Source organism: Pseudochrobactrum sp. XF203 (genome assembly GCF_020341615.1).
In the GTDB taxonomy this organism is placed as follows: Bacteria; Pseudomonadota; Alphaproteobacteria; order Rhizobiales; family Rhizobiaceae; genus Pseudochrobactrum; species Pseudochrobactrum saccharolyticum.
This window is the reverse complement of sequence record NZ_CP084392.1, coordinates 2,108,803-2,133,040: the sequence shown is the minus strand read 5'-3', so window position 1 is coordinate 2,133,040 and position 24,238 is coordinate 2,108,803. Positions and strand designations below refer to the sequence as shown.

General features: G+C 49.0%; 24 protein-coding genes and 1 tRNA gene. 13 read left to right on the top strand and 12 right to left on the bottom strand.

Going from position 1 to position 24,238, the window contains the following annotated elements; translation table 11 throughout:
* Positions 1-65 precede the first annotated feature (65 nt).
* Both LDL70_RS09725 and LDL70_RS09720 read right to left on the bottom strand, forming a co-directional pair.
* Positions 66-581: an MgtC/SapB family protein gene (locus LDL70_RS09725; RefSeq protein ID WP_225684938.1), complete on the bottom strand. Its 516-nt coding sequence runs from the start codon at positions 579-581 to the stop codon at positions 66-68.
* A gap of 85 nt (positions 582-666) precedes the next feature.
* The gene (locus LDL70_RS09720) at positions 667-1,101 is read right to left on the bottom strand and encodes a DUF2834 domain-containing protein (RefSeq protein ID WP_225684937.1); all 435 of its coding nucleotides are present in this window, start codon (positions 1,099-1,101) and stop codon (positions 667-669) included.
* A gap of 573 nt (positions 1,102-1,674) precedes the next feature.
* Here LDL70_RS09720 and LDL70_RS09715 point away from each other — a divergent pair.
* Positions 1,675-1,986, top strand: a complete 312-nt coding sequence (locus LDL70_RS09715) for a hypothetical protein (protein ID WP_225684936.1) — start codon at positions 1,675-1,677, stop codon at positions 1,984-1,986.
* A gap of 62 nt (positions 1,987-2,048) precedes the next feature.
* Here LDL70_RS09715 and LDL70_RS09710 read toward each other — a convergent pair whose 3' ends face one another.
* Both LDL70_RS09710 and LDL70_RS09705 read right to left on the bottom strand, forming a co-directional pair.
* A complete protein-coding gene (locus tag LDL70_RS09710) occupies positions 2,049-2,468 on the bottom strand; it encodes a group III truncated hemoglobin (RefSeq protein WP_225684935.1) in 420 nt (139 codons plus the stop codon).
* 99 nt (positions 2,469-2,567) lie between these two features.
* A complete protein-coding gene (locus LDL70_RS09705) occupies positions 2,568-3,470 on the bottom strand; it encodes a LysR family transcriptional regulator ArgP (RefSeq protein WP_225684934.1) in 903 nt (300 codons plus the stop codon).
* Between the two features lie 99 nt (positions 3,471-3,569).
* Here LDL70_RS09705 and LDL70_RS09700 point away from each other — a divergent pair, with 99 nt between their 5' ends.
* From LDL70_RS09700 to LDL70_RS09690, 3 genes are read left to right on the top strand one after another with little or no spacing between them, the layout of a single operon-like run.
* A complete protein-coding gene (locus tag LDL70_RS09700) occupies positions 3,570-4,181 on the top strand; it encodes a LysE/ArgO family amino acid transporter (RefSeq protein WP_151159931.1) in 612 nt (203 codons plus the stop codon).
* A 23-nt stretch (positions 4,182-4,204) separates the two neighbouring features.
* Positions 4,205-4,888, top strand: a complete 684-nt coding sequence (locus LDL70_RS09695; protein WP_225684933.1) for a B3/4 domain-containing protein — start codon at positions 4,205-4,207, stop codon at positions 4,886-4,888.
* A 21-nt stretch (positions 4,889-4,909) separates the two neighbouring features.
* Positions 4,910-5,815 carry a dihydrodipicolinate synthase family protein gene (locus LDL70_RS09690; protein WP_225684932.1) on the top strand — a complete coding sequence of 302 codons (906 nt, stop codon included), beginning with the start codon at positions 4,910-4,912 and terminating at the stop codon, positions 5,813-5,815.
* A 674-nt stretch (positions 5,816-6,489) separates the two neighbouring features.
* Here the strand turns inward: LDL70_RS09690 and LDL70_RS09685 are convergent.
* A complete protein-coding gene (locus LDL70_RS09685) occupies positions 6,490-7,374 on the bottom strand; it encodes a LysR family transcriptional regulator (RefSeq protein WP_225684931.1) in 885 nt (294 codons plus the stop codon).
* A gap of 105 nt (positions 7,375-7,479) precedes the next feature.
* On the opposite strand from LDL70_RS09685, the gene LDL70_RS09680 reads away from it, so the two are divergent.
* Positions 7,480-8,259 carry an alpha/beta fold hydrolase gene (locus LDL70_RS09680; RefSeq protein ID WP_225684930.1) on the top strand — a complete coding sequence of 260 codons (780 nt, stop codon included), beginning with the start codon at positions 7,480-7,482 and terminating at the stop codon, positions 8,257-8,259.
* A 349-nt stretch (positions 8,260-8,608) separates the two neighbouring features.
* A complete protein-coding gene (locus LDL70_RS09675; RefSeq protein ID WP_225684929.1) occupies positions 8,609-9,061 on the top strand; it encodes a hypothetical protein in 453 nt (150 codons plus the stop codon).
* Positions 9,062-9,109: 48 nt separating this feature from the next.
* Here LDL70_RS09675 and LDL70_RS09670 read toward each other — a convergent pair whose 3' ends face one another.
* Both LDL70_RS09670 and LDL70_RS09665 read right to left on the bottom strand, forming a co-directional pair.
* The gene (locus LDL70_RS09670) at positions 9,110-9,787 is read right to left on the bottom strand and encodes an outer membrane protein (RefSeq protein WP_225684928.1); all 678 of its coding nucleotides are present in this window, start codon (positions 9,785-9,787) and stop codon (positions 9,110-9,112) included.
* A 650-nt stretch (positions 9,788-10,437) separates the two neighbouring features.
* Positions 10,438-10,513 (bottom strand) — tRNA-Lys (locus LDL70_RS09665).
* 515 nt (positions 10,514-11,028) lie between these two features.
* On the opposite strand from LDL70_RS09665, the gene LDL70_RS09660 reads away from it, so the two are divergent.
* From LDL70_RS09660 to LDL70_RS09650, 3 genes are all read left to right on the top strand, one after another.
* Entirely contained in the window at positions 11,029-11,706 is a 678-nt protein-coding gene (locus tag LDL70_RS09660; protein WP_022709872.1) for a DedA family protein, read from the top strand.
* 773 nt (positions 11,707-12,479) lie between these two features.
* Entirely contained in the window at positions 12,480-14,039 is a 1,560-nt protein-coding gene (locus LDL70_RS09655; protein WP_075656249.1) for a TerC family protein, read from the top strand.
* Between the two features lie 192 nt (positions 14,040-14,231).
* The gene (locus tag LDL70_RS09650) at positions 14,232-14,798 is read left to right on the top strand and encodes an NADPH-dependent FMN reductase (RefSeq protein WP_225684927.1); all 567 of its coding nucleotides are present in this window, start codon (positions 14,232-14,234) and stop codon (positions 14,796-14,798) included.
* Between the two features lie 279 nt (positions 14,799-15,077).
* Here the strand turns inward: LDL70_RS09650 and LDL70_RS09645 are convergent, their stop codons facing one another.
* Entirely contained in the window at positions 15,078-15,338 is a 261-nt protein-coding gene (locus tag LDL70_RS09645) for a hypothetical protein (protein ID WP_225684926.1), read from the bottom strand.
* Between the two features lie 164 nt (positions 15,339-15,502).
* Here LDL70_RS09645 and cysP point away from each other — a divergent pair, with 164 nt between their 5' ends.
* From cysP to cysW, 3 genes are all read left to right on the top strand, one after another.
* A complete protein-coding gene (gene cysP, locus LDL70_RS09640; protein WP_075656250.1) occupies positions 15,503-16,513 on the top strand; it encodes a thiosulfate ABC transporter substrate-binding protein CysP in 1,011 nt (336 codons plus the stop codon).
* A gap of 78 nt (positions 16,514-16,591) precedes the next feature.
* Positions 16,592-17,434, top strand: coding sequence for a sulfate ABC transporter permease subunit CysT (gene cysT / locus LDL70_RS09635; RefSeq protein WP_225684925.1), 843 nt, complete (start codon positions 16,592-16,594; stop codon positions 17,432-17,434).
* Between the two features lie 130 nt (positions 17,435-17,564).
* Positions 17,565-18,290 (top strand): sulfate ABC transporter permease subunit CysW, encoded by a 726-nt coding sequence (gene cysW / locus LDL70_RS09630; RefSeq protein ID WP_245293634.1) that lies wholly within the window; start codon positions 17,565-17,567, stop codon positions 18,288-18,290.
* Positions 18,291-18,354: 64 nt separating this feature from the next.
* On the opposite strand, the gene LDL70_RS09625 is transcribed toward cysW, so the two are convergent.
* The 4 genes from LDL70_RS09625 to LDL70_RS09610 all read right to left on the bottom strand — a co-directional run bounded on the left by LDL70_RS09625 (position 18,355) and on the right by LDL70_RS09610 (position 22,718).
* On the bottom strand, positions 18,355-19,146 hold the full coding sequence (locus tag LDL70_RS09625) for an ABC transporter permease (protein WP_075656254.1): 792 nt from the start codon (positions 19,144-19,146) through the stop codon (positions 18,355-18,357).
* A complete protein-coding gene (locus tag LDL70_RS09620) occupies positions 19,143-20,336 on the bottom strand; it encodes an ABC transporter permease (RefSeq protein WP_022709862.1) in 1,194 nt (397 codons plus the stop codon). The genes LDL70_RS09625 and LDL70_RS09620 overlap by 4 nt, the downstream gene beginning before the upstream one ends.
* The gene (locus LDL70_RS09615) at positions 20,333-21,427 is read right to left on the bottom strand and encodes an ABC transporter ATP-binding protein (protein ID WP_022709861.1); all 1,095 of its coding nucleotides are present in this window, start codon (positions 21,425-21,427) and stop codon (positions 20,333-20,335) included. The genes LDL70_RS09620 and LDL70_RS09615 overlap by 4 nt, the downstream gene beginning before the upstream one ends.
* 277 nt (positions 21,428-21,704) lie before the next feature.
* A complete protein-coding gene (locus tag LDL70_RS09610) occupies positions 21,705-22,718 on the bottom strand; it encodes an ABC transporter substrate-binding protein (protein ID WP_028233375.1) in 1,014 nt (337 codons plus the stop codon).
* A 645-nt stretch (positions 22,719-23,363) separates the two neighbouring features.
* Here LDL70_RS09610 and LDL70_RS09605 point away from each other — a divergent pair.
* Positions 23,364-24,218, top strand: coding sequence for a branched-chain amino acid aminotransferase (locus tag LDL70_RS09605; protein ID WP_225684923.1), 855 nt, complete (start codon positions 23,364-23,366; stop codon positions 24,216-24,218).
* Positions 24,219-24,238: the final 20 nt, after the last annotated feature.

The window sequence follows — 24,238 nt, the reverse complement described above, 5'->3', positions numbered from 1 at the left end:
CTATTACTGCAAGCTTATGTCATATGGATACAGGTAACAAGTAAGCGGTTTTCTGGTAATATATTCTACAGTTTATTGGCTGCCTTTTTTGTTGTCGCTGTTTCAGGTGCGGAGGTGTCGGGATCATCTGTCAGAGACTTTCCGTTGGAGAACATCCACAGGGTTAATAGTGCGAAAACGACAATGATGATTGCGACATCAAATGTGCCCATCGCACATGCGATGCCGACTGCGCCGGTGGCCCAAAGACTTGCGGCTGTTGCAGTCCCTTTGACTGAAGTGCTGAGGCGTAAAATTGCACCGCCGCCGATAAACCCCATGCCGGTGATGACACCTTCTATAATACGGGCAAGCGCTTCCGGATTGTCTGCAGTGATGCTTTCAGCTGCCTGAACAAAGCCGCAGCTGGCTACGGCAACTAAGGGGAAAGTTCGAAGGCCTGCGCTTCTTTCTTCCCTTTCCCGGTGCCAGCCTATGGGCAAAGCCAATATATAGGCCGCAGCAAGGGCGATAACATGCGGCCAGACATTGAAATTATCGGCGCTGAACGTGGTTGTGATTGCTGCCTGAAACGCTTCCATTCGCTTCCTCGCATCTTTGTGGTGATGAAGAGGAAAACGTGGTGATCTGCAGAATGTTCCAAAGAAGCGGTTGTGGCAGAAGCTCTTACAGTTCCGCGCGGATGCTCATTTTCTCAATGTGACCTTCCCGCAAATATAAGAATAATGGCAGCGCGAAGGATACGCCCGCAGCTAAGCCGATCAGAGCATAATATCCGGAAGGCATTTTAAGTTTCCGGCTCTGATGGATGATAAAGATAATCAGTACCAGTGCGGATATAGCGACATCTGCTGCGAAGAAGCGTGAGATATTGTTCGCAAATAAATGCTCAAAAAATAAAGCTGGGTTGAACCCGTTTTCGATCAGAAACAAACAGAAAAAATATAAAGGGAATCCTGCGCCTATAATCATCAATAGAAAATAAATCTGCCGCATCCTGCCCTCTGATTTAAATATTAAAACCCGAGGAGAATAAAACGCGACTTCCGGAGTAAAGCAAGAGGCGATAGCGTGTGGAACTGCAACGGTCAGGCTGGCCAATTAGTTGTCGCGTCTGCCACCAGCATAATAAAGTGCGATTGCCCCGTTTATGGCGAGTATCACAAAAATACATATCCAGAACTCTGCCATATCAATCTCCTGTCCGTGGAGAATGGCAAGTCAGAGGGCGTGTTGCCCAGCTATAATTTTCTGTAGTTTTGTTCGCTGTGAAAGTTTTGTTCTACAGGCAGGTAATCAGTTAAGACCGGTAAGCGAAGGCATGCCGTGCTAGAGCATTTCACAGTCAAGTTGGATCAACTTGACTTCTTGATTATGTCAAGTTGGATCAACTTGACGCCGGTGATAATGCGACCAAATAAAGAATCCAGAGCGAGCGCTATGATCCAATCTGGACGTAAACCGCTCTAGGTGTCGGGAACGCATGAAGAGGATAGTTGGGGCAAAATGATTTTCAGCCGGTTCTTCGCAGAAGATGTCGCTCATTTTTTATCCAAGAGAGGGAGCATAACAGGGGGTGTCTGTCTGCTTTGCGTTGTTGCTGTTTTTACTCCGGCTTCTGCCCATGCAGAAGATGTTGCAGACTGGGAAAATATAGCTTCAGGCACTGCATTTATGTCCAATCCTGCTGCTGTTGAATATAAGATCGGCTATAGCAATATTGGTTATGACCATTTCCGTTCGGAAATTATGCTGAACTGGCTTGATGGTGAGGCGCAGTCGCAGACTATTTATGAGGGGATTTATGACAGGCCACCCGCTAAAGTCTGGGGTGCCGGTGACCGTCTCTGTGTATCGATGCAAACCTGCGCACGGTATGAGGATAGCTGCACAATACATATCATAGCCTATCGCTATGATGCTGATATTAAACTGTTTTCTGAGCTTCCGGCTGGTGACAATCTATGTCTTCAAGCAAAGAAATAATTGTGCGGCTTCAATATCCGAAGTCAGTCAGAATTGTGTAGAGTGTCTGCTTTGGCGAATAGTTAAACGGTCCGGCGGGAATGGCGCGGTGCAATTATTTTTCCGGCATGGGCGGCAATCGCCATTTCAAAACTGTCGGCAATGCGGTGCGCCCGATCAATAAAGATAATGGCTGCTTCCTCAGGAAAAATTTCCCGTGCAGTTTGCTCAAACAAGCCGAGCCAGCGGTCAAAATGTTCGCTTTTTAAATTGAGTTTCAGATGAGGTGGCATCGGACGACCTTCATAGCCACCGGTTTTGAGAATGACCGCTGACCAGAATTCCGAAATCTGCGCAATGTGATGATCCCAGTCATGCACTGCATCGGCGAAAATCGGGCCAATTAATGCATCTTCACGGGCGCGACCGTAAAATCTGGCAACCAAAATCTGGATTGATGCCTTGTCGATGGATGGATGCGGTTGATTAATAAGAACAGTCATAACCGGTACAGGAAGCACTGCCCGATGGGAGGGCGCGCTTTTTTGTTGGAAGGATATAGTCGGAGTTGTACTCAAAACGGGCATGTTTTGAAAGCAAATTCACGGCTGGATCAAAAATTGCTTTGCAACCTGCGTAACCTGTCGGGTGAGATTGGTCAGTTCATTCGCTGCCAGATGATTGACCTGCCAGAACAGAGGAATTTCCAAAGCACTGTCGGGAACCAGTTCAACCAGACGACCAGATTTGATGTGTTCATGCACGATATGAACCGGATTCATACCCCAGCCCATTCCGGCTAAACAGGCATCGATAAAACCTTGTGTTGAAGGAATCCGATGCGTGGGCATATTAATAATACGCCCCATTGTCCGGTTAATCCATTCTTGTTGCAGCCGGTCTTTCTGATTGAATGAGAGTGCCGGTGCCTTAGCAATTCCTTCTGCAATACCATTGGTAAAATGCTTCTCAATAAAGGCGGGGGTGGCCGTTGCCTGATAGCGCAATGCTCCCAGTTGCGAAACACGACAGCCCTTTATTGGCTTTGAAAGTGATGTAACTGCCGCAAGCACCCGACCGCGCTCAAGCCATTCAGCCGTATAGTCTTCATCATCAATCGCAATGCTCAGTAAATAGCCTGTATCCTGCACAAAAGGAGCCATAGCCTTTAAGAACCATGTGCCTATACTGTCGGCGTTTACAGCTATGTTGATGGTAATTCGTTGCATCGCTGAGCTGCGCATCTCAGTCAGATTTGGCAAATGCTTGGCCAGCTCGCTTTCAAGCATGCTGACATGCTCCAGATGCCGGCAAAGCCATTCACCTTTCTCTGTTGCCACACATGGGCTTCCTCTCTCGATCAAAGAAACACCGAGGCGTTCTTCTATAATTTTCACACGTTGAGAGATTGCAGAGGGCGTAACATGCAGAGCTTTGGCAGCCTGTTCAAAACTGCCGGTTTGTACAACCATCTTGACAGCAAGAGCGGCAGGATAGTCAATCATGCATTAGTTTCCCTTACTTTGAATTAGATTGTTTAATTTTACTAAATTCACGCTTCTGATAACACGGTTTGCAATTCCAGCCGAGTTTAAAATTCAGATATGAGCTTATCAGTATTCATTACAGGCATGACGATGGGGCTGAGCCTGATCGTTGCCATTGGTTCGCAAAATGCTTTCCTGCTGCGGCAAGGCTTGCGCAATGAACATGTTTTTGCCGTTTCTTTAACCTGCGCTTTGTCCGATGCAATTCTGATCGCATTGGGGGTGGCAGGCTTTGGCACGATTATCGGCATGGCGCCCTGGCTTGATCCGGTCATGCGCTATGGCGGAGCCGCGTTTCTTATATTCTATGGAGCGGCTAATATGCGCTCGGCATTGCGATCATCTGAAACCCTTGCATCCGGTAATTCTGCTGAAAAGCAAAGTTTAAAAGCAGCTGTGCTGACCTGTTTCGCGCTCACATGGCTCAATCCGCATGTTTATCTCGATACGGTGATGCTGCTCGGCTCTATCTCGACCCAGTTTTCAGGTTTTGAGTTTATGTTTGCTGCCGGTGCAATCTTAGCTTCATTTTTATTTTTCTTTTCGCTTGGTTACGGGGCAAAGTGGTTGAGACCGCTATTTGCAAAACCGTCAGCGTGGAGAATTCTTGAGGCAATTATTGCATTTGTAATGTGGGGAATTGCTGCCCGCCTTCTTATTGGTTTGTGAGTAAATTACCGGAGTTTAACTGAATGCCTGTAGCCCCGTTTATTTCTGAGAAAGTAATGGCAATAGCGCCGGATTTTCGTGCGCTGAGTATCTATGTCGATACCAAGGCGGGTGTCATGAATGAGGTTGATCCAGTTATTCTGGACGATGCGTGTGCTTATGTGCTGGCAGGCGGACCAGCATGGGCAGAGGATCACCTGGCTGGTTGGGCAGACATCTATCTGAAATTTGGTGCGAAGCCTAATCGCACTCCATGTTCTGCTCAGGCACTTAGAAAACGCGTTTTGAAAGAGGGGCGCATTCCTGCAATCAATCCTGTTGTTGATCTCTATAATGCAATTAGCCTGCGCTATGCGCTGCCGGTAGGCGGGGAAAATTACGATGCCTATGTCGGGCGTCCTCAATTGATGCTTGCTGAAGGAACCGAGATTTTTGACACTAAGAATAACGGCGAGGACGTTATTGAGAACCCGATACCGGGGGAGGTGATTTGGCGTGATGATCTGGGTGTTACATGCAGGCGCTGGAACTGGCGTCAAGGAAGCAGGACGCGGCTTGATCATGCTGGAGGCCGTATGTGGTTTATATTGGAAAGTTTAAAAGCAATGCCTGCATCTGCTCTTGATGAAGCAGGGGATATGCTTGTGAATGGTATCAGGAAAATGGCACCGAACAGTGAAATACTCATACAAAAAACTGCGGTTTAGCCGGTAGGTGCAAAAAATTTTATGTCAGTATTAACCGGTCTCTCTGCGTTTCCGATCACGCCTGCCAATGAATATGGCGAAGTCTGCATAGAAAACCTATGTTCGCTAATCGAAAGAATGATTGTCGCCGGGGTCGATTCAATCGGGCTTCTCGGCAGTACAGGTACATATATGTATCTGAATTATGCAGAGCGGAAAAAGGCAATAGAAGCGGCGCATCAGCAAATTAAAGGCAGGGTGCCGCTAATTGTCGGCGTAAGTGCTCTGCGGACGGATGATGCCGTTAAATTTGCACAGGATGCGAAGTCTTTAGGGGCTACAGTAGGGCTATTAGCGCCTGTTTCATACACAAGTTTAACGCAGGACGAGGTTTTTGAGCACTACGCTAGTGTTGCTAGAGATAGTCAGCTACCGATCTGCATTTACGACAATCCCGGAACGACGCACTTTAACTTCTCTGATGCGTTAATAGCCCGTCTTTGCAGAGTGACGGGGATTGTCGGCATCAAAAATGCATTGCCGGCAGATAGTAGTGTGGAGCAGCATATATTGAAGCAGCGCGCTTCAGTACCGCCGGAGTTCTCATGCGGCTATAGCGGTGACTGGAAATGCTCCGAAGCTTTGCTCAAAGGCGCGGATGTTTGGTATAGCGTTTTGGGAGGCGTTTTTCCTGAACTCTGTGTCAGTTTAACACGTGCATCTGAAAGAAAAGATACAGAGCTGGCACACAAACTTAACGGGATTTTGCAGCCGGTTTGGTCTTTGTTCCAACGACATGGCAGTCTGCGTGTTGTTTATGAAATGCTTAATCAGCTGTCTTTGTCTGATGCTGTACTTCCGCGCCCGTTCTTGCCGCTCGATAAAAGCATTGCTGCTGAAATTGCAGTTGCAATAAGGGCAATTTCTGGAGCCACAGGGCAGGAATAAATAACAATGGCAGAGCTTTGTAACATGCGAGCCTGCCGCTAAAATCACATATAAATGCGCACGGCTTTTATATGTAACTACGCTGTTATGTTCTTGCGAGAAATCACTAAGCTATTGAAAAATTGGTGAATACGATATTGCGCACCCGTGTCCCTCTGATTAGAGGGCACGAAGGAAATAGACGAACTGTGCTATTGGTTGTGATGCGGGAATTTACTGATTATTGAGCGGGCATATTGGGCGGGGCGAAGACGATAAACGGCGTTTTTGGTGTCTGATTTGGTTCCACATATTCTGGGGCAGGACGCCCAATTTCCCCAAATGACTTCACATATTGATATAATGACCGCAACTCATGGTCAGTCATGGCATTTACTCCGTACCACGGCATAGGTGGACGGGTTTTCATTGTATGTCCGTATTTTACGAACTCATTTTCGCTCATTTTGGAGAGGGTAATGCGCAAATTAGCCGGATAAGTCGTCCCCCAAGGCCCTTGAAACCCGATTTGATTTCCTAACAGTAGTGATACCTCAGCTAATTAAATATAAGCTTTGTCATCAGACTACGCGTTCTAAACTACCGATGACACTGGGCTCAATATCTTTTATCATTAGCCCTATGGCATATATGATTGTATGGTTTAGGGCTTCTGAAGTTTTTATATCACTCAATCAGGGTCCAAAACGATCTACGCAAAATTCCAGAAAGCTTCGTAACTTCGGCGTCATTCTTCGATCTTGGGAATATAACACATGGGTGGGCCGACCAGTCGGTTCATAATCATTAAGGAGCCTTATTAGTCTTCCTGAGCTGATGTCCTGCTGAAGAAGTGGCAGCGGCTGCATTATGATGCCTAACCCTGCTAGAGCTGCAGCACGTAGTGCCTCGCTGTTATCTGTTTTAAATCTTCCGGTAACAGGTACGGTTAGAGGCCCTTTAGGACCGATAAAATTCCACTCCGTACGCATCGCTGTATGCGTAAAAATAAGACACTGATGGTGAGATAAATCTTCTGGTATATCCAGTTTGGCAGCCTTATTTAAGTATGAAGGTGCTGCGCACATGACCATTTGATACGGCGCAAGACGTCGGGCAATCAACTGACTATCGGGTAACTTGCCAGTTCTAAAAACGGCATCAAACCTTTCTTCTACCAAATCGACGGTGCGGTTTGATAAACATAGTTCCAAAGTCACCCCTGGATTCTGATTGAGATAATCTGGCAATTCAGCTGCAAGAACTTGGCTGCCGAAAGTGATTGGTGCGCTTACCCTTAAGTGGCCTATCGGTGCTGAGCGTGTCTCCGCGATAAGTGCTTCGGCTTCTTCCACATCAGCAAGAATAATTTTGGCACTTTCATAGAACGTTTTACCGACATCAGTGAGGCTCTGATTTCGTGTTGTTCTGGTTATAAGTTGAACTCCTAAGCTTTGCTCAAGGGCGCGTAATTGTTTTCCTGCCAGCTGTGAAGACTGTCCAAGATCTTCGGCGGCAGATGAAATTGATCCGGACTCCGCAATTCGTATAAAAGTCTGCATACAGGTAAGACGGTCCATTTGATCTCATTTGTTTCAGGTGTGAATATAATATGTCAATTTATTCTATTATGTTTTGAATGTACATTCCAATTCAGTTCTCGATAAAAAACGAAATAATACTGAATGAAAAAAGGTAATATGATGAAAAATTTGCCTCTCTCGCTATTGATGGCAGCTACTATAGGCTCCACAGCAATGGCGGAAACTCCAAAGAATGCAACGCCAACCGTAGTCCTGGTGCACGGCGCTTTTTCCGATGGCTCTGCATGGACTAAAGTTATTCCGGTGCTTGAAGCTCAGGGGCTGGACGTAGTCGCGGTACAGAATCCGCTTACTTCGTTTCAAGAAGATGTCGCTACAACACGCCGTGCACTGGCACGAATTAAGGGGCCAATAGTATTGGTTGGTCATTCGTATGGTGGCGCGGTAATAACAGAAGCTGGCGCAAATGATGATGAGGTAAAGGCGTTGGTCTATGTAGCGGCTTTCGCCCCATCTACTGGACAGTCGGTCAGTGATTTAACCAAAGATTACGCCACACCATCTGGGTTCAGTCATATCGATGCCGATGGCGAGGGATATCTCAAGCTCACCCGTGAAGGCATTGAGAAACATTTGGCGCAGGATGTATCGCCCGAACAAACATCTATTATGTATACTACACAGGCTCCCACAAATGGTGCTGTGTTTGGTGTAAAAATTTCCAAGTCTGCCTGGGAAAATAGGCCCTCATGGTATATTGTCAGTGAACATGACCATATGCTTGATACAGACTTGCAGAAAGCAATGGCAAGAAAAATAAACGCCCATACAACCACATTTAATACTAGCCACGCACCTCATATTTCTCAACCAACTGAAGTTGCTAGAGTCATACTAGATGCGGTAAAAAATATTAAATAATTGAGTAGTTTGATGGACGGCAACTCGTTCTGCCGCCTATCAATATCCCACGGCTTCAAAGAAATTAATATGCACTTAGATCAAGTGCTGGTGGTAGTGATAGTGCGAATACAGCGCATCTCATTGAGTGATGAGCAGTTTACTCTGTGAAAATGATCGCTGCAGTTCGTTTGTGATTCTAACTGTGCCTTGATCTACGTGTCCAGCTCCGCCGGCTCAGTTAGAATGACTGGCATAGCTTTTGGATGAATAGGAGTACAACTGTATCGGTTCAGTGGTCAGGAATGCAAACAGGGTGTGATTTTGTTTGCCCTCTGATGGTTTTCTAACTTCAATCCATTCAGTCCAGATGCCTGCAAATAAAACACTGGTTCGCTTTTATCAATCGCAAACCAGTGCCGGTGCTTTTTTGCCTGTCTTCGGATCCGGCTCCTGTACGTACTCGCTAAATGATGTTGCCAGCCACAACACAACGCATATAGCGCAAAAGCGGGTACTTGTGATGGGGGAGGATATCAAATGGTTGATCGGAATATTGGCCTCTATCGCGGTCTCATTCATCATTGCTCTGATCGCTTCATTTCGATCGTTGGCTGTATCCATCAAGGCCGACGATGATGCCCTACATGAGCGGATCAACAGAACACGTGATGATTACGTACACCGTGTTGGTCTTGACGGTCATGTGAACCAGTTACGCGAAGGTATGAAAGAGCTAAAGGAAGAGACGTGGGAAAGTGCCAAAGAGACAAATAAGCGCCTTGATCAGGTTCTGGCCGCTTTGGCTCAGGAGAAAAAATAAAACAGCCGCCTAGTCATTAGGCGACTGTAATCGCGTTAATAGTGTGGTTTAGAATTTGTATGCAATTCCCACACGGATATCGTTTGTTTTTAACTTATAAGAAACACCCTCTGCCCCACCAAAGTCAAAATCTTTGCTGCCAAAATCAGTGTACCGGTACTCGACACGAAGGATCAGGTTATCTGTGGCCGCATAGTCAAGGCCTGCGCCGATTGTCCAACCAGCAAGGGTTTCTTTGTCGGAGTAGGTTGAATTGAGAACAGTGATACCGTATGAATTCTTAACTTGGCCGAATGCTACACCGCCAGCGAGATAAGGGAGGAAACGGTCAATTGCATATCCCGCGCGAGCGCGCACTGCACCTGACCAAAGTAATTCAGTTTCGTACTCAGCTGACGAGATGGTGTGGTCTTTTTTAATGTTATTATAAGTGATGTCAGCATCAACACCGAGAACAACATTGTTTTCTAAAGCAAAGTTGTAACCAGCATAGACGCCACCAAGAAAACCGTTCGGTTTCAATTCGCCATCATTAAATAGATAGGTGTAATCTGAATCACCCCAACCATAGCCAAAATGAACGCCAGCATATCCACCAGTCCAAGAAAATGATGGTGTGACTATAGCTGGAGCAGGTTCTTGATACTGAATTGCATCAGCGGCGTTAGCTGACGAGATTCCCGATAGCGCTACGACTGAAACAAGTAAAATATATTTGATTTTCATGGCTTTTTCCAAACTATAGTGACGCCTATCCGCCGATGCAGCCAATCTACTTTTTTTGATATGAATGTCTGTAGTAATACTGCAACACATGCATTGAACTCTCCAAACACTTTCCGAAATATTTCAATGCCTCGCTTTGTAAGCTTGTTTCCCCATGACGGGGTATCATCACTCATTGTGCCGCGATAGCTGCATACATTGCAGCGCAATCTGTTGGGGGGCGTGTTGATGTCGGTATTCTCACCGCACATCATCGCCATGAAGCGCGACGGTATATCTCTGACCCGTCCGCAGCCTCCACAGGTCAGGCGCAGTAGGTCAAGATGACTTAAGCTGCGTAAGGTTGACATTATGCCAGCCCTCCGATGAAGCCCGACATTTCATCCAGCCTCACAATGGCCATGCGCATCTGACCTTTGCAGCCTCTAGCCTTGCATCGGACACGGTTTCAATTTCATTTAGATGGAGTTGTTTGTGAACTGCATGGCAATCTTCCAGCTCATCTATGTTCCTGCCAGAGATGCATAAAGAGTGCTCTGGTGCATTCAATCTCATGCTGATCAGGGAGTGAGATTGCACAAAATCTGTAAACTGATTGTAAGCTACAGCAGTTCATTCTGGGGAGGTCGCCACTAAGCTATTGAAAAGCTTGGTGGGTGCGACAGGGATCGAACCTGTGACCCGCTGATTAAGAGTCAGCTGCTCTACCGACTGAGCTACGCACCCACTTTTCTGAATAATCATTCAGTAAGTGAGCGGTTCTATAAAGTGGAGCCGAAGGCCTGTCTAGTCATGAAATTATTTTTTTGAAAAAAATGTGCAATTTTCATGTCTTGTGATGTGAGGCAGGCAAGTGACTGATCCGGATTGTGCTTTTACGCCTGACTGGGATGTTTCGGTTCATAAACCGCAAAACAAGCGGCTAAATAGCCTTGATACGTGATAAATCATTGCACATATAGTTTGCATTGCAGACATATAGGTATATCACGCTGAATTAAGTTTCAGCCTGCATATCGGATTTTTAATAATCTAACAGCTATACAGACTGCTGAATATTGTTGCTGCTGACTGGTTTTGTCATCAGAGTTTTGTCTTTGTGCCATAATTAGGCGCAAAAAAACTGGCATAGCGTCTGCTATGGTTCTGGTTAATCCGCCTTCCGGGCAGTATTAATCATTTACAGGAATGATGGCGAAGCAGCGCGGAAATTTTCATGCTTTGCATGATCTGAGGGTTCAATGGACGGTTTTATCGGCGATCTCGGGCAGTTTATTTCGGCCAATCAGGCTTGGGCCGGACCGATTGTCGGGTTGATAGCATTTGGTGAGTCTCTGGCTGTGATCGGTATGCTGATTCCGGCAACACCAATCATGCTGGCAATCGGCGGTCTGGTCGGAGCCGGTATTATCGATCCTATTCCCGTCATGATCGGTGCTGTTATCGGTGCCGTTATCGGCGATGTTATTTCCTACTTGCTGGGCTGGTGGCTCGGACGTCGGGTTATTCACCAGTGGCCGCTGAACAAATACCGTTCCCATATTGCGCAGGCACGCCTGCTGTTCCGCAAATATGGTTTTGCCGCTGTGTTTTTTGGCCGTTTCTTCGGCCCTGTGCGTTGTACCGTGCCGCTGGTTGCGGGCATGATGTCCATGGATCAGAAGCGTTTTCAGACCGCTAATATTACCTCCGCGCTGGTTTGGGCGCCGGTTATGATCCTGCCAGGTTGGTTGGCCGGTAAAGGTGCGGGCATTTTTGCACGCCTCGATGGTACTGACTGGGTATGGATGGCTGTTGCTCTTACAGTGCTGGCGACAGTTGTCAGTATTGTTGGTGTCCGCTTTATGCGTGCACGCCCGAAACATGAGCGCAGACGTGGTGCCGCGAAGAATAAAATCTCTGCAACACCGGCTGAATAATAGTTCCTGTCATAAATTTCGGGCAGTGTCTGATATACACAGACACGTAAAATTGTTGCCGCATTGCCAGAGGTTTGGCAAAATAATTACCGGACGAACTTGATTAGATTTGCATTTGTATTCATTATAAATGCAAATTATCAGTCCGACAGACAGTCGTTCAACGTGCAATGGTCTGATTTTTAAAAAGCTTTACGCTGAATGTGAAATGTTTAACCGCGCAAATTGCGCCTAAAATGGGTCTTTAAAAACTCCGATGCCGGAAGATACTTCTGACGATTCGTCTATTCCGGATTGTTGCCGCTCCGAACTGGTAACAATCCGAAACACAATTTTCCTGCACGCCGCTGGCAGACATAACAGGTCTTTGACATATCAGACCTCTGTTCCACCGGTTGTGCATGTTTCCCGTCCTGTACAATTTCTGCGTGATAAGACTGCCGGTGCTGCAGCTGTCATCGCCCGCCTGTTTTCTGCAAAGGAGACCGGCCCGCGGGATAAAATCCTTCTGTTTTTCTCGGTGATGTATCAAACCTTGTTTCAGGTGCCTGAAGCGGCTCTGAAAAAAGGGATCTCTGATCCTGCGCTATCAGCAGGAAATCACACTGCCAATAAGCATGTCCGGTTATCTGATTTCAAAACCGGTAGCGGAACGGAACTGACACGGTTTTTTGTAACCGGATTCAGTGCCGAACCAGTGCTTGCGCGTTTGGCTGGCCAAAAACAGGCTTGCAACCGCATCCCGCAACAGAAATTCTAGGAAACGACAACCCATGGAATGGATTGCCGATCCCAATGCCTGGATAGGCTTGGTTACTCTGATTGTTCTTGAGATTGTTCTTGGTATCGACAATCTCGTATTTATTTCTATTCTTGCCGGTAAATTGCCACCGAGCCAGCGTAATAAAGCGCGACTGCTCGGCCTTGCGCTTGCGCTTTTGATGCGCCTTGGTTTGCTGGCCTCAATCTCGTGGATCGTAACGCTTACACAGCCGCTCTTTACCATTTTCTCCTTTGGTTTCTCCGGCCGCGATATCATCATGATCGTCGGTGGTGTGTTCCTGCTTGCCAAAGGTACGATGGAACTCCATGAGCGTCTTGAAGGTGAAAATGCCGTCAAGGAAGGTAATCCGGTTCATGCAGTGTTCTGGCAGGTTATTGCGCAGATCGTTGTTCTTGATGCCGTGTTCTCGCTCGATAGCGTGATTACCGCTGTGGGCATGGTGCAGCATTTGCCGGTGATGATGATTGCTGTTGTCGTTGCTATGGCAGTGATGATGGTTGCTTCCAAGCCGTTGATGACATTCGTCAATAAACATCCGACCGTGGTTATCCTGTGTCTTGGCTTCCTGATGATGATCGGTTTCAGTCTGGTGATTGAAGGCTTCGGTTATCACGTGCCTAAGGGCTATCTCTATGCGGCAATCGGCTTCTCGATCCTGATCGAAGCTGCCAATCAGGTCGGCCGTCACAACCGTGAAAAACGCGTGACAACCAATGACCTGCGTGAACGCACTGCCGGTGCCGTGCTGCGCCTTCTTGGCGGTGGTCGCGGCAGCGACAATGCTCTGTCGGAAACTGTTGACGTGATTGCGGAACATACTGCTGCGGCAGATGTGTTCCGTCCGGAAGAGAAGGAAATGATCCGCGGCGTGCTGGATCTGGCTGATCGTCCGGTGCGCTCCATCATGACGCCGCGTAATGAGGTGGAGTGGCTGGATCTGGATGCGAGTGAAGAAGAGCTTCGTAATGAGTTGCGCCAGTTTGCTCATTCGCGTGTTATTCTTGCCCGTGGACAGGTCGATGAATTTGTCGGCGTGGCGCTGACAAAAGACTTGCTGCTTTATCTGGCGGATTCCGCACCGATTGACTGGCAGAGTGCCATGAAACAGCCGCTGGTTGTTCATGAACACAGCAATGTGCTGCGGGTTATGGAGCAGTTGCGCGGTTCTCCGGTGCAGATGGCGGTTATCGTCGATGAACATGGTTCTTTCGAAGGTGTTGCAACGCCAACGGATATTCTTGAAGCCATTGCCGGTGAGTTTCCGGATGAAGACGGCGATGCTCCGAGTGTCGAGACCGTCGAAGACGGTGTCTGGATTGTCGATGGCTTTACAGATATCCGCCGTCTGAGCGGTATTCTGGATCGTGATCTTGTGGATGAAGACGACCGCTATACGACACTGGCCGGTTTTGTTCTCTGGCATCTCGGCCATATTCCGACAGGTGGTGAAAAATTCACTGCCGAAGGTTTTGAGTTCGAGGTTCTGACCATGGAGCGTCGTAACATCGCCAAAGTCAAAATCACAGCTTTGCCTGCTTATGATCTTTAAGCTGGCTGATTGAAAAGAAAGAAACGCCGCATCATTTTTGGTGCGGCGTTTTTATATAAAATGCATTGTCCTATTCTGTGAACACTGTGTCGCAGGAGATAACTTGCAGTTTTTCTGAAACACTTTTAACAGGTGGCTGAAAAGAGGGCGCAGTTATGCCTGTCTGTTTTTCAGCTGAAAAAGGAAATATCCGTGCCAAAGCTTTATACAATCATTTGTGCAACACGTTCTGCGCGTCATGGCGATAAATTTGCCAAATGGTTTAATGATTTTGCAGCCGCAAATTCTGATTTCGATGCAGAGCTGGTTGATCTGGCTGAAGTTAAACTGCCGTTTTTTGATGAATCCACACATCCGCGCGTGCAGAAATATGAGCATGAGTATACCAAAAAATGGAGCAAGCTCATTGATGCCGGTGATGCATTTGTCTTTGTGATTCCGGAGTATAACTATTCCCCGCCGGCTGAATTCTTCAATGCGGTGAACTTCCTCAATACCGAATGGAATTATAAGCCTGCGGCTATTATGAGCTATGGCGGTGTGTCCGGCGGTTTGCGTTCCGCACAGGTTGCCCGTTCGCATCTGAGCACATTGCGTATGATGCCGCTGCCGGAAGGTATTCCGCTGCCGAATTATCCGCAGTTCCTGAATGAGAACGGCGAATTTGTTGCGACTGAAATGGTTGAAGCCAGTGCAAAGACTGTTCTGGCAGAGCTGAAAGTCTGGAATGACGGCCTGCAGACAATCCGCAATAAGTAAGCTTCCATCTTATTGATGTTGAATGAAAAACCGCTGCAGCAATGTAGCGGTTTTTTGTTGTTTAGCAGCGAATTGATAATCTTAAATCACATAAAATTAATGGGATTATTGACAATAGCACTGTATTGGCAGACATTAACGGAATGTTAATTCTGGAGCATTTTCAGTTTATCTTGATCATAGGAAATGCTCTGTCTCTTTGTTTTGCGCGTATCTTACCCGAAAACCGTTTCACACTTTTTGGGAAACGCTGGCAATCTGACGATACAGGAGTGTTATTCATGGCTCTATTTCAGTCTCTGAAGGGAATAATGCAGCAGCGCGGTCAGGCGTTTCAAAAATTCTGGCAGGAAATTTCTCAGGACGAGAAGACCATTGAACGGCGACGCCAAAGCCGCCTTGCACCGGATCAATCCGAAAAATTCGGCTGCTGGCGTCACCGCGGTATTTGGTAAAACCTTCCGCAAACTGCGATTTTTCAACCATGTTCCGGAAATCAAATTGCGCCATATGAATGTTTGCTAGCAAAATCTTGCTCATTCTTTTTCTGACGTATCATAGATTTCTGATTTTGTTTCTAAAAGTAAATTATCTATTTAAATCAATAATTTAGTATTGATTTCATGCCGCTGCTGCTTAATCTTTGGAGCTATAGATAACTCCAATCATTTGCCTTAGGCAAAGACACAGGCGGCGGGTATTTCATGAAAAAACTTCTGTTAGCGGCCGGGCTTGTGCTCGGTTTGGGAACTTCTTTGACTGCGGCACAGGCTGAGGATCCGAAAGAAATCCTCAATGTCTCCTATGACATTGCCCGCGAGCTGTATGAGCAGGTCAACACAGCCTTTATTCCGGTGTGGAAAGAACAGACCGGTGAAACACTCACCGTCAATCAGTCTCATGCCGGTTCCTCCAAACAGGCACGTTCTATTCTCGAGGGGCTGGAAGCCGATATCGTGACCTTTAATCAGGTGACAGATGTGCAGGTGCTGCATGACAAAGGCAATCTGATCCCTGCGGACTGGCAGAGCCGTCTGCCGAACAATTCCTCGCCTTATTATTCACTCCCAGCGTTTCTTGTGCGTGCAGGCAATCCGAAGCAGATCAAAAACTGGGACGATCTGGTGCGCGAAGACGTACAGGTGATTTTCCCGAACCCGAAAACCTCCGGCAATGCGCGCTATACCTATTTGGCGGCAACCGCCTATGCGCGTGAAGCATTTAACAAGGATGATGCCAAGGTTCGTGAATTCATCACCAAGCTGTTCAAAAATGTTCCGGTGTTTGATACCGGCGGCCGCGGTGCGACTACCACTTTCACCGAGCGCGGTATTGGCGATGTTCTGGTGACATTTGAAGCCGAAGTGCTGGGTACTCAGAAGCTGCTGGGCAAAGATAAATATGAAGTCGTCGTACCGCCAATCAGCCTGCTGTCCGAGTTTCCGGTGACAATCGTTGATAAGGTTGTCGATAAACGCGGCTCGCGTAAAATCGCTCAGGCCTATCTCGATTTCCTCTATGCACCACAGGGGCAGGAAATTCTCGCAAGCAATTTCAACCGTGTGCATGACGCTGCAACCATTGAAAAGCACAAAGCCAATTTCCCTGAGGTGAAACTGGTGCGTGTGGAAGATGAATTTGGCGGCTGGGCAAATGTGACCAAAGAGCATTTTGCCGAGGGCGGTATTCTCGATCAGCTGTTCACGGGCAAATAACGTGACCTGAAAATGACAGCCGGTGCGTCCTCAAAGGCGCGCCGGCTTTTCCCGTATCTCATACAGAGCAGACCGGTTATGAAAAGACCAATCTTTAAAGTCAGAAAAACAGTGATGCCGGGCTTTGGTATTACGATGGGCTGTACGCTGCTTTATCTGACGGTGATTGTGGCTCTGCCGCTTTTTGCTCTGATTATGAAAACGGCCAGTCTTGGCTTTGCGGATTTCTGGGCGATTATCAGTTCGCCACGCGCTGTGGCGACATTCAAGCTGACCATACTCACCTCTGCCGCCGCGACGGTGTTTAATGCTCTGTTTGGTCTGCTGATGGCGTGGGTGCTGGTGCGCTATGAATTTCCGGGCAAGCGCCTGCTGGATGCTGCCGTTGATCTGCCTTTTGCATTGCCGACCGCCGTTGCCGGTCTGGCGCTGGTAACCGTTTTATCGAAGAATGGCTGGATCGGGCAATATACTGAACCGCTTGGCCTATACCTGGCCTATACGCCTGCGGGCATAATAATTGCGATGGCTTTTACCAGTATTCCCTTTGTTATCCGAACAGTACAGCCGGTTCTTGAAGACTTGAATCACGATGTGGAGGAGGCGGCGGAGACGCTAGGTGCCAATCCATGGCAGGTTTTTGCTCATGTGATCTGGCCGATGATCCTGCCTGCATTTCTGGCTGGTAGTGCTTTGTCCTTTGCACGTGGTTTGGGGGAGTTTGGCGCGATTGTTTTCATCTCTGCCAATCTGCCGTTTAAAACCGAAGTGACTTCGCTTCTCGTTTTTGTGCGGCTGGATGAATATGAATATCCGGCAGCTGCGGCACTGGCGATGGTGATGTTGCTGATGGCTTTTGCCATGCTGCTGATAACCAATCTGATGCAGGCACGGCAGCTGCGCTATGCGGAGCGAAACTGATATGGCGATTTTGGCTTTTCCTGCTTTAGCTTCTGAAAAAACTTCACCGCAGTTTCGACGCAGACTTTGGGGACGGCGTTTCCTGATCGGGCTGGCCGTTGTGCTGTCGCTGATCGTGCTCGGCATTCCGATGGCGGTGATTTTTTCTGCAGCTTTTGGCAGCGGTATGGGACGCTTCTGGGCAGAAATTACCAAGCCGGATACGATGCATGCGGTGTGGCTGACTATGTTGACGGCGATTGTGGTTGTACCGATCAATATGGCTTTCGGTGTCTGCGTGGCATGGCTGGTGACGCGGTTCCGCTTTCCGGGGCGACGGTTACTGATCAGCTTTATTGAAATTCCGTTTTCTGTATCGCCGATTATTGCCGGTACAGCCTATCTGTTTCTCTATGGCGCGCAGGGGATGCTGGGGCCTTTGCTGGAGAGTTATGATCTCAAGATCATGTTCACCGTTCCGGCGATCTTTCTGGTCAGCCTGTTTGTCACCAGTCCTTTTGTTGCCCGTGAGCTGATCCCGCTGATGGAAATGCAGGGCGGCGAGGATGAAGAGGCGGCATTGTCACTCGGTGCCAGCGGCTTGCAAACCTTCTTCTATGTGACGCTGCCGAATATCAAATGGGCACTGCTCTATGGTGCCGTGCTGTGTAATGCGCGGGTGATGGGGGAGTATGGTGCGACATCGATTGTCTCCGGCGCCATTCGCGGTAAAACCAACACGCTGCCGTTGCAGGTTGATCTGCTGTTTCAGGATCAAAATACAGTTGGCGCATTTGCCGCGGCTTCAACACTGGCGGTATTGGCTCTGCTAACACTGGTGCTGAAAGTCTGGCTGGAACGCAAACAAGTTGATTAAAAAAGACGAAGCCGCCTCTGAAATTGATTCAAAGGCGGCTTTTATCTTTTTGTAATTGTTTGTTTTATTGCGGCTGAGCTGCTGCTTTGCGCTGTGTCAGGATCATCACCAGTGCAATCAAGATTGTACCGACAATGAAAACGAATGCAGCGGCGGCAATAGCCGGACTGATATTCTCGCGGATGGTCGAGAACATCTGTCGTGCCAGTGTGCGCTGGTTCGGACCTGCGACGAACAGGGTCAGCACCACTTCATCCAGCGAGGTTGCGAAAGCAAAGACCGCACCGGAAATAATGCCGGGTTTTGCCAGCGGCAGCGTTACTTTTTGCAGGACTATATGGGGCGGTGCACCAAGACTTGCAGCCGCCTGTTCAACGCGCCGGTCAACACTTTGCAGCACGGCCAGCACATTGATGACCACGAATGGTACTGCCACAACCGTATGGGCGATAATTACGCCGATATAGGAGTTGAGCAGGTCATATTGCGCAAACATCAGCTGCATGCCCACGCCGAGTACCACAGCAGGCACGACCATCGGCAGCAGAAACACTGTTTTGATCGAATTGAACACGAAGGAATACTGATTGCCGCGCAGCCCCAGCGCTCCGACGGTGCCCAGCACTGTTGCCAGTGCCGTGGTGCCGACAGAGATAATCAGGCTGTTGATGATTGAGCGTCGCCATGCATCGGCCTGCACCAGTTCCTGAAACCAGCGTGTGGAATAGCCTTCCATCGGATAGCCAAGCAACGCTCCGCTGGTGAAGGCCAGTGGCAGGATTGCTACCAGCGGTGCCAGCAGGAAGAATACGACCGCTGCGCCAAACAGAAGTTTGAGGAGTTTGAAGCCGTTCATGAACGTACCTCCTTCTCGGTCGAGAGACGCATATAGATCGTATAGAGCAGAATGGTTGCAATCAGCAGAACCATGCCGAGCGCACCGGCCATGCCCCAGTTTGCAGCGCCCATGGCATAGAACGCGATGACCGAGCTGATGAGCTGGTCTTTAGCGCCGCCGATGAGAGCAGGGGTGATGTAATAGCCAAGCGCTGTCATGAAGACGAGCAGCGAGCCGGAGACCACGCCACGCATAATCAATGGTAACAGCACATGAAAGAAAGAACGCAGCGGATGTGCGCCAAGTGAAGCGGCGGCTGGCATCAGATTTTTCGGAATGCCGATCAGCACACTGAACACCGGCAGCACCATGAAGGGCAAAAGCACATGGGTCATGGCGATAATCACGCCGGTACGGTTGAAGATCAGTGCCAGCGGCTCACTGGTAATGCCGATCGCAATCAGCGCATTATTAATCAGCCCCTGATCCTGCAACAGGATAAACCATGCGGCCGTACGCACCAGCAGCGATGTCCAGAGCGGTAGTAAGACCGCGCCAAGCAGCAGTTGGCGTTTCCAGCCTTCCACGGATGCCGCAACCATAGCGAACGGAATGCCGATGAGAATGCAGGCAATGGTGACGCTGAGTGCAGTGATGAAGGTACGCACCATAATGGTGACATTGGCAGAGGCATCGGATGGCAGAGAGCGGATTTCACCGGAGATGTCGCGTTCCATATCCACGGCTGCCAGCAGATTACGGTCTGTCAGTGTGGTTGAAGCCGCTGAAGCAATGGCCTGCCAGTATTGCTGTTCGCCCCATTTCTTGTCGATCGCGACGAGGTCAATCTGCGCATAATCAACCGGCTCTTCAAGCTTGGTCAGCTGATTACGGGTTTTGCTCATCAATGTGCGGAAGCCGGGTTGCGCACTGTTGAGGCGGCGTACCAGATCACCAAAGAGCTGGGCATCATCATTGTTGCGGATATCTTCCGCCAATGAGGCTTTCATTTCCGGTGTCGGCGGTGCTTCCGGATTCCAGTCGCTGACAGCCTGTGCAGTGAGCGGCAGCGCTTTAGCGGCAACCGGATCAGACACTGCCTCTTTCATCATCGTCACCAACGGAATGATGAAAAAGACCAGCAGGAACAAAGCCAGCGGTGCCACCAGTGCGAAAGATTTCAGCCGTTGTCGTTGCAGTTCATTCATGCCGCCACCTGAGAATTACGGGCAGGAACTGCAATCGGCCAGCAATCCGCCGGCAGGAAAGACAAGGTGACCGGATCGCCGGCTTTCAAATTATGGAAACTGCGGTCGGCCTTGGTGACAAGGCTCTGGCCTGCAAAATCCAGCGCTACACGCAGATGGTCGCCATGATAGACAATATCGCTGACGGTTGCTGTCAAATGATTGGCGGCACTTTCCTCTGTATTCAGCCGCACGCGCTCAGGGCGCAGCGACAGGCGTATATCCTGACCGGCATGGAACGGTGCTTCGGCGTCTACACGGATATCCTGACCATTGTTCAGGCGGATCTGGGTTTCGCCATTGTGGATGCCGGAGACTTTACCGTCGATCAGATTGGTTTCACCGATAAATTCCGCAACAAATTGCGTCGCCGGATGGTCGTAAATCTGGGATGGCGTGCCGATCTGCTCAATCTTACCGCGATTGAATACGGCAATACGGTCGCTCATGGTCAGAGCTTCAGACTGATCATGGGTCACGAAAACGATCGTCAGGCCGAGACGGTGATGTAATTCGCGGATATCGAGCTGCATACGTTCACGCAGCTGCTTGTCGAGCGCGCCGAGCGGTTCGTCCATCAGCACCACCTCCGGTTCAAACACCAATGCGCGCGCCAGTGCAACACGCTGCTGCTGGCCGCCGGAAAGCTGCGAAGGCTTGCGCTCCAGCATGGTGCCAAGCTGCACCATATCCAATGCGCGCTTCACACGATCCTGCATTTCAGACTTGGATAGCCCGCGCATTTTCAACGGGAAAGCCACGTTTTCGGCAATGGTCATATGGGGAAACAGAGCATAATTCTGAAACACCACGCCCATATTACGCTTATGCGGCGGCAACTGATCGATACGTTTGCCATCAACACTGACAGTGCCGCCGGTAGGGCGTTCAAAACCGGCCAGCAGCATCAGCAAGGTGGTTTTGCCTGAACCGGAAGGCCCGAGCATGCTGACAAACTCACCTTTGCCGATGGTTAAATCCAGATTATCGACAACTGTCAGGGAGCCGAATGCTTTGCTCACCTTGTCAAAATGAATGAAGGGATTATTCACGCGTAAAACCTCGAATGGAGCGAAACACCGTCAGACCGTTTTCGGGAGTCAAACAGGACAGTGTTTGCTGTTGTCTGCTGCGGGGCGGCAACAGGAAATGCGCTTTTGAATCGAATGACTGCCGTGCAGTCGGGGAAAAGATGACTGCTTAGCAGTCAGGAAAATTAAGCTGCGAAGTGCAGCCGTTCCGGAGAATTTGCATCCTTACGGGGGAAGGTATGCAAATTCCGGAACAACTGCATAACCGGTCACATGATTGCCGGTCTTTGACTTCAGCTTACTGGGCAAGCCATGCATTGAAACGCTGGTTCAGGCTTTCAGAATTATCTGTCCAGAATTCCACGCCAATGGCTGCTGCATCGGTCATATTGGCCGGTGTGGTCGGCAGATCTTTGCGGTATTTTTCGTCAACGAATTTATCGGCTTCGATATTCGGCAGACCATAGGTGATATATTCAGGCAGTTTGGCCTGATTGTCGGCCTTGCTGGCGAAAGCGATGAAATCCATCGACTCTTTCGGGAAAGGCGTGCCTTTCATGATTGCCCAGCTGTCGACGGCATAGATGCTGCCCGGCCAGACAAAACCGAAATTCTTGTTCTCGGTGCGGTTGAGTGCATTGATACGGCCATTATAGACCGAGGCCATTACCACTTCACCGGAAGAGAGCAGCTGTACCGGCTGCGCACCGGCTTCCCACCACACGATATGCGGCTTGATTTCATCGAGTTTTTTGAATGCGCGATCCACACCTTCCGGCGATGCCAGCACATCATAAACATCTTTCGGAGCAACGCCGTCAGCAATCAGCGCAAATTCAAGAGAATATTTGGCGCTTTTACGCAAAGAGCGTTTTCCCGGAAATTTTTTCACGTCCCAGAAATCAGCCCATGATTGCGGGGCATCTTTCATCGTGTCGCCGTTATAGGCGATGCCGGTAGACCAGACGATCGCGCCGACGCCGCAATCATGAACCGCTGCCGGAATGAATTTGTCTTTGCCGCCGAGCTGTTCCCAATTGATATTTTCATAAATACCGTCGGCACAGCCAAGCTCAAGCTCTTCAGCTTCAACCTGCACAACGTCCCAGTTGGTTTCGCCGGCTTTGACCTTGGCTTGCAGAACGCCGTAGCCGCCATCCCAGCTCTCATCGAGAACCGGTTTGCCCAGCTCTTTGGCAAAAGGTTTGAAATAAATTTCGCGCTGTCCGTCCTGATAGCTGCCGCCCCAGGAGACAACTGTAAGGTCGCGTGCCTGAGCAGAACCGGCTGCGAGAGCCAGACCGCCGAGCATGGTGCAGGCCGTGAATGCAATATGCGTAAGCTTCATTGATTATTCCCCACAGTTTATTGTTATGAAATTTGTTGCAACAAGTTTTCCATAGGAAATGCAGGGGGGCAATAGCTGATTGTGCAGTTGCCATACAATTAATGTCGCATAGAGCAGGCGCTAATTTAGCATTGTGACAATGTTGAATGAGAGCCTTTGCGGCAGCTCCTGCGCAAAGAGCATGAAGCATTTCTGCTGCCTCGATGCAGGGAAATGGTCTTGAAATCATAAAACCACAGTAAGAATGATGAGCGTTTTCCTTGGCTTGAAAAGGCTGGCTTCCGTTTACGTCACACAGATATATTACAGTCCGGAAATGGCAGAGTTGATGCGTTTTAGGAATGATTTTGTGTTTAAAATGTATGGGCTGCTGATTTTACTGAGGCTTCCGCGCACCGGAATAAATTAAAAAAATAGTTTTTATCTTTGGGGAGTTGCACTTCCCTGAGAGGATTTTAATGTGGTTCTGCGTTGCTGACGCTGCCACCTTGCCGGAGATTGCTGATAAACTCAGCCGGTTACGGACAAATGCAGCTGGTCGCCACGGGCCGGATTTTGCTTGCAGCAGACTGCCGGATTTCAAATTTGATTCGCATATGGAGAAGTGACATGGGCCAGATTGGTCGTAGCTGGACATTTTATAAAGGCAAATGGCATGAAGGCGATGTGCGTATTCTCGGTGCGTCATCACAGGCAACATGGCTTGGTTCGCTGGTTTTTGACGGTGCACGCGGTTTTGAAGGTGTGATCCCTGATCTGGATCGCCATTGCGCACGCGTTAACCGCTCCGCAGAGGCACTTGGTCTGAAACCGACGAATACGCCTGAAGAAATCATGGAACTGAGCCGTCAGGGCATGACAAAATTCGGCGAGAATGCTGCGGTCTATATCCGTCCGATGTATTGGGCGGAAGAGGGCGAAGCCAATGTGGTTCTGCCTGCTGCCGAAAGCACGGATTTTGCGCTGTGTCTGGAAGAAATTCCGATGGGCGAGCCAACCGGTTTCACCATTACCACTACACGTTTCCGTCGTCCGACAATTGAGACCATGCCGCTGGATGCCAAGGCTGCCTGCCTCTATCCGAATAATGCCCGCATGATCCGGGAAGCCCGTGCCAAAGGTTTCGGCAATGCGCTGGTTTGCGATATGCTGGGTAATGTGGCCGAGCTGGCATCTTCCAATGTGTTCATGGTGCGCGATGGTGAAGTGTTTACACCTGCGCCAAACGGCACATTCCTCAACGGTATTACCCGCCAGCGCGTGATCGGTCTGCTGCGTGATAATGGTGTGTCTGTAACGGAAACCACGCTGAAGGTTGAAGATTTCCGTGAAGCCGATGAAATTTTCTCAACCGGCAATCATTCCAAGGTCGTGCCGGTGATCGGCTTTGACGACAGGCAACTGAGCTATGGTCCGGTTGCGCAGAAAGCCCGCAAACTCTATTGGGACTGGGCGCATTCGTAAGAGTGCCATCCTTTAACAAA

Excerpts from the sequence above, each read along its gene's own strand:
- LDL70_RS09725 (WP_225684938.1), bottom strand. The coding sequence starts at position 581 with ATGGAAGCGTTTCAGGCAGCAATCACAACCACGTTCAGCGCCGATAAT.
- LDL70_RS09715 (WP_225684936.1), top strand. The coding sequence starts at position 1,675 with ATGTCCAATCCTGCTGCTGTTGAATATAAGATCGGCTATAGCAATATT.
- LDL70_RS09710 (WP_225684935.1), bottom strand. The coding sequence starts at position 2,468 with ATGACTGTTCTTATTAATCAACCGCATCCATCCATCGACAAGGCATCA.
- LDL70_RS09705 (WP_225684934.1), bottom strand. The coding sequence starts at position 3,470 with ATGATTGACTATCCTGCCGCTCTTGCTGTCAAGATGGTTGTACAAACC.
- LDL70_RS09700 (WP_151159931.1), top strand. The coding sequence starts at position 3,570 with ATGAGCTTATCAGTATTCATTACAGGCATGACGATGGGGCTGAGCCTG.
- LDL70_RS09695 (WP_225684933.1), top strand. The coding sequence starts at position 4,205 with ATGCCTGTAGCCCCGTTTATTTCTGAGAAAGTAATGGCAATAGCGCCG.
- LDL70_RS09690 (WP_225684932.1), top strand. The coding sequence starts at position 4,910 with ATGTCAGTATTAACCGGTCTCTCTGCGTTTCCGATCACGCCTGCCAAT.
- LDL70_RS09685 (WP_225684931.1), bottom strand. The coding sequence starts at position 7,374 with ATGGACCGTCTTACCTGTATGCAGACTTTTATACGAATTGCGGAGTCC.
- LDL70_RS09680 (WP_225684930.1), top strand. The coding sequence starts at position 7,480 with ATGAAAAAAGGTAATATGATGAAAAATTTGCCTCTCTCGCTATTGATG.
- LDL70_RS09675 (WP_225684929.1), top strand. The coding sequence starts at position 8,609 with ATGCCTGCAAATAAAACACTGGTTCGCTTTTATCAATCGCAAACCAGT.
- LDL70_RS09670 (WP_225684928.1), bottom strand. The coding sequence starts at position 9,787 with ATGAAAATCAAATATATTTTACTTGTTTCAGTCGTAGCGCTATCGGGA.
- LDL70_RS09660 (WP_022709872.1), top strand. The coding sequence starts at position 11,029 with ATGGACGGTTTTATCGGCGATCTCGGGCAGTTTATTTCGGCCAATCAG.
- LDL70_RS09655 (WP_075656249.1), top strand. The coding sequence starts at position 12,480 with ATGGAATGGATTGCCGATCCCAATGCCTGGATAGGCTTGGTTACTCTG.
- LDL70_RS09645 (WP_225684926.1), bottom strand. The coding sequence starts at position 15,338 with ATGAGCAAGATTTTGCTAGCAAACATTCATATGGCGCAATTTGATTTC.
- cysP (WP_075656250.1), top strand. The coding sequence starts at position 15,503 with ATGAAAAAACTTCTGTTAGCGGCCGGGCTTGTGCTCGGTTTGGGAACT.
- cysT (WP_225684925.1), top strand. The coding sequence starts at position 16,592 with ATGAAAAGACCAATCTTTAAAGTCAGAAAAACAGTGATGCCGGGCTTT.
- cysW (WP_245293634.1), top strand. The coding sequence starts at position 17,565 with ATGGCGGTGATTTTTTCTGCAGCTTTTGGCAGCGGTATGGGACGCTTC.
- LDL70_RS09625 (WP_075656254.1), bottom strand. The coding sequence starts at position 19,146 with ATGAACGGCTTCAAACTCCTCAAACTTCTGTTTGGCGCAGCGGTCGTA.
- LDL70_RS09620 (WP_022709862.1), bottom strand. The coding sequence starts at position 20,336 with ATGAATGAACTGCAACGACAACGGCTGAAATCTTTCGCACTGGTGGCA.
- LDL70_RS09610 (WP_028233375.1), bottom strand. The coding sequence starts at position 22,718 with ATGCTCGGCGGTCTGGCTCTCGCAGCCGGTTCTGCTCAGGCACGCGAC.
- LDL70_RS09605 (WP_225684923.1), top strand. The coding sequence starts at position 23,364 with ATGGGCCAGATTGGTCGTAGCTGGACATTTTATAAAGGCAAATGGCAT.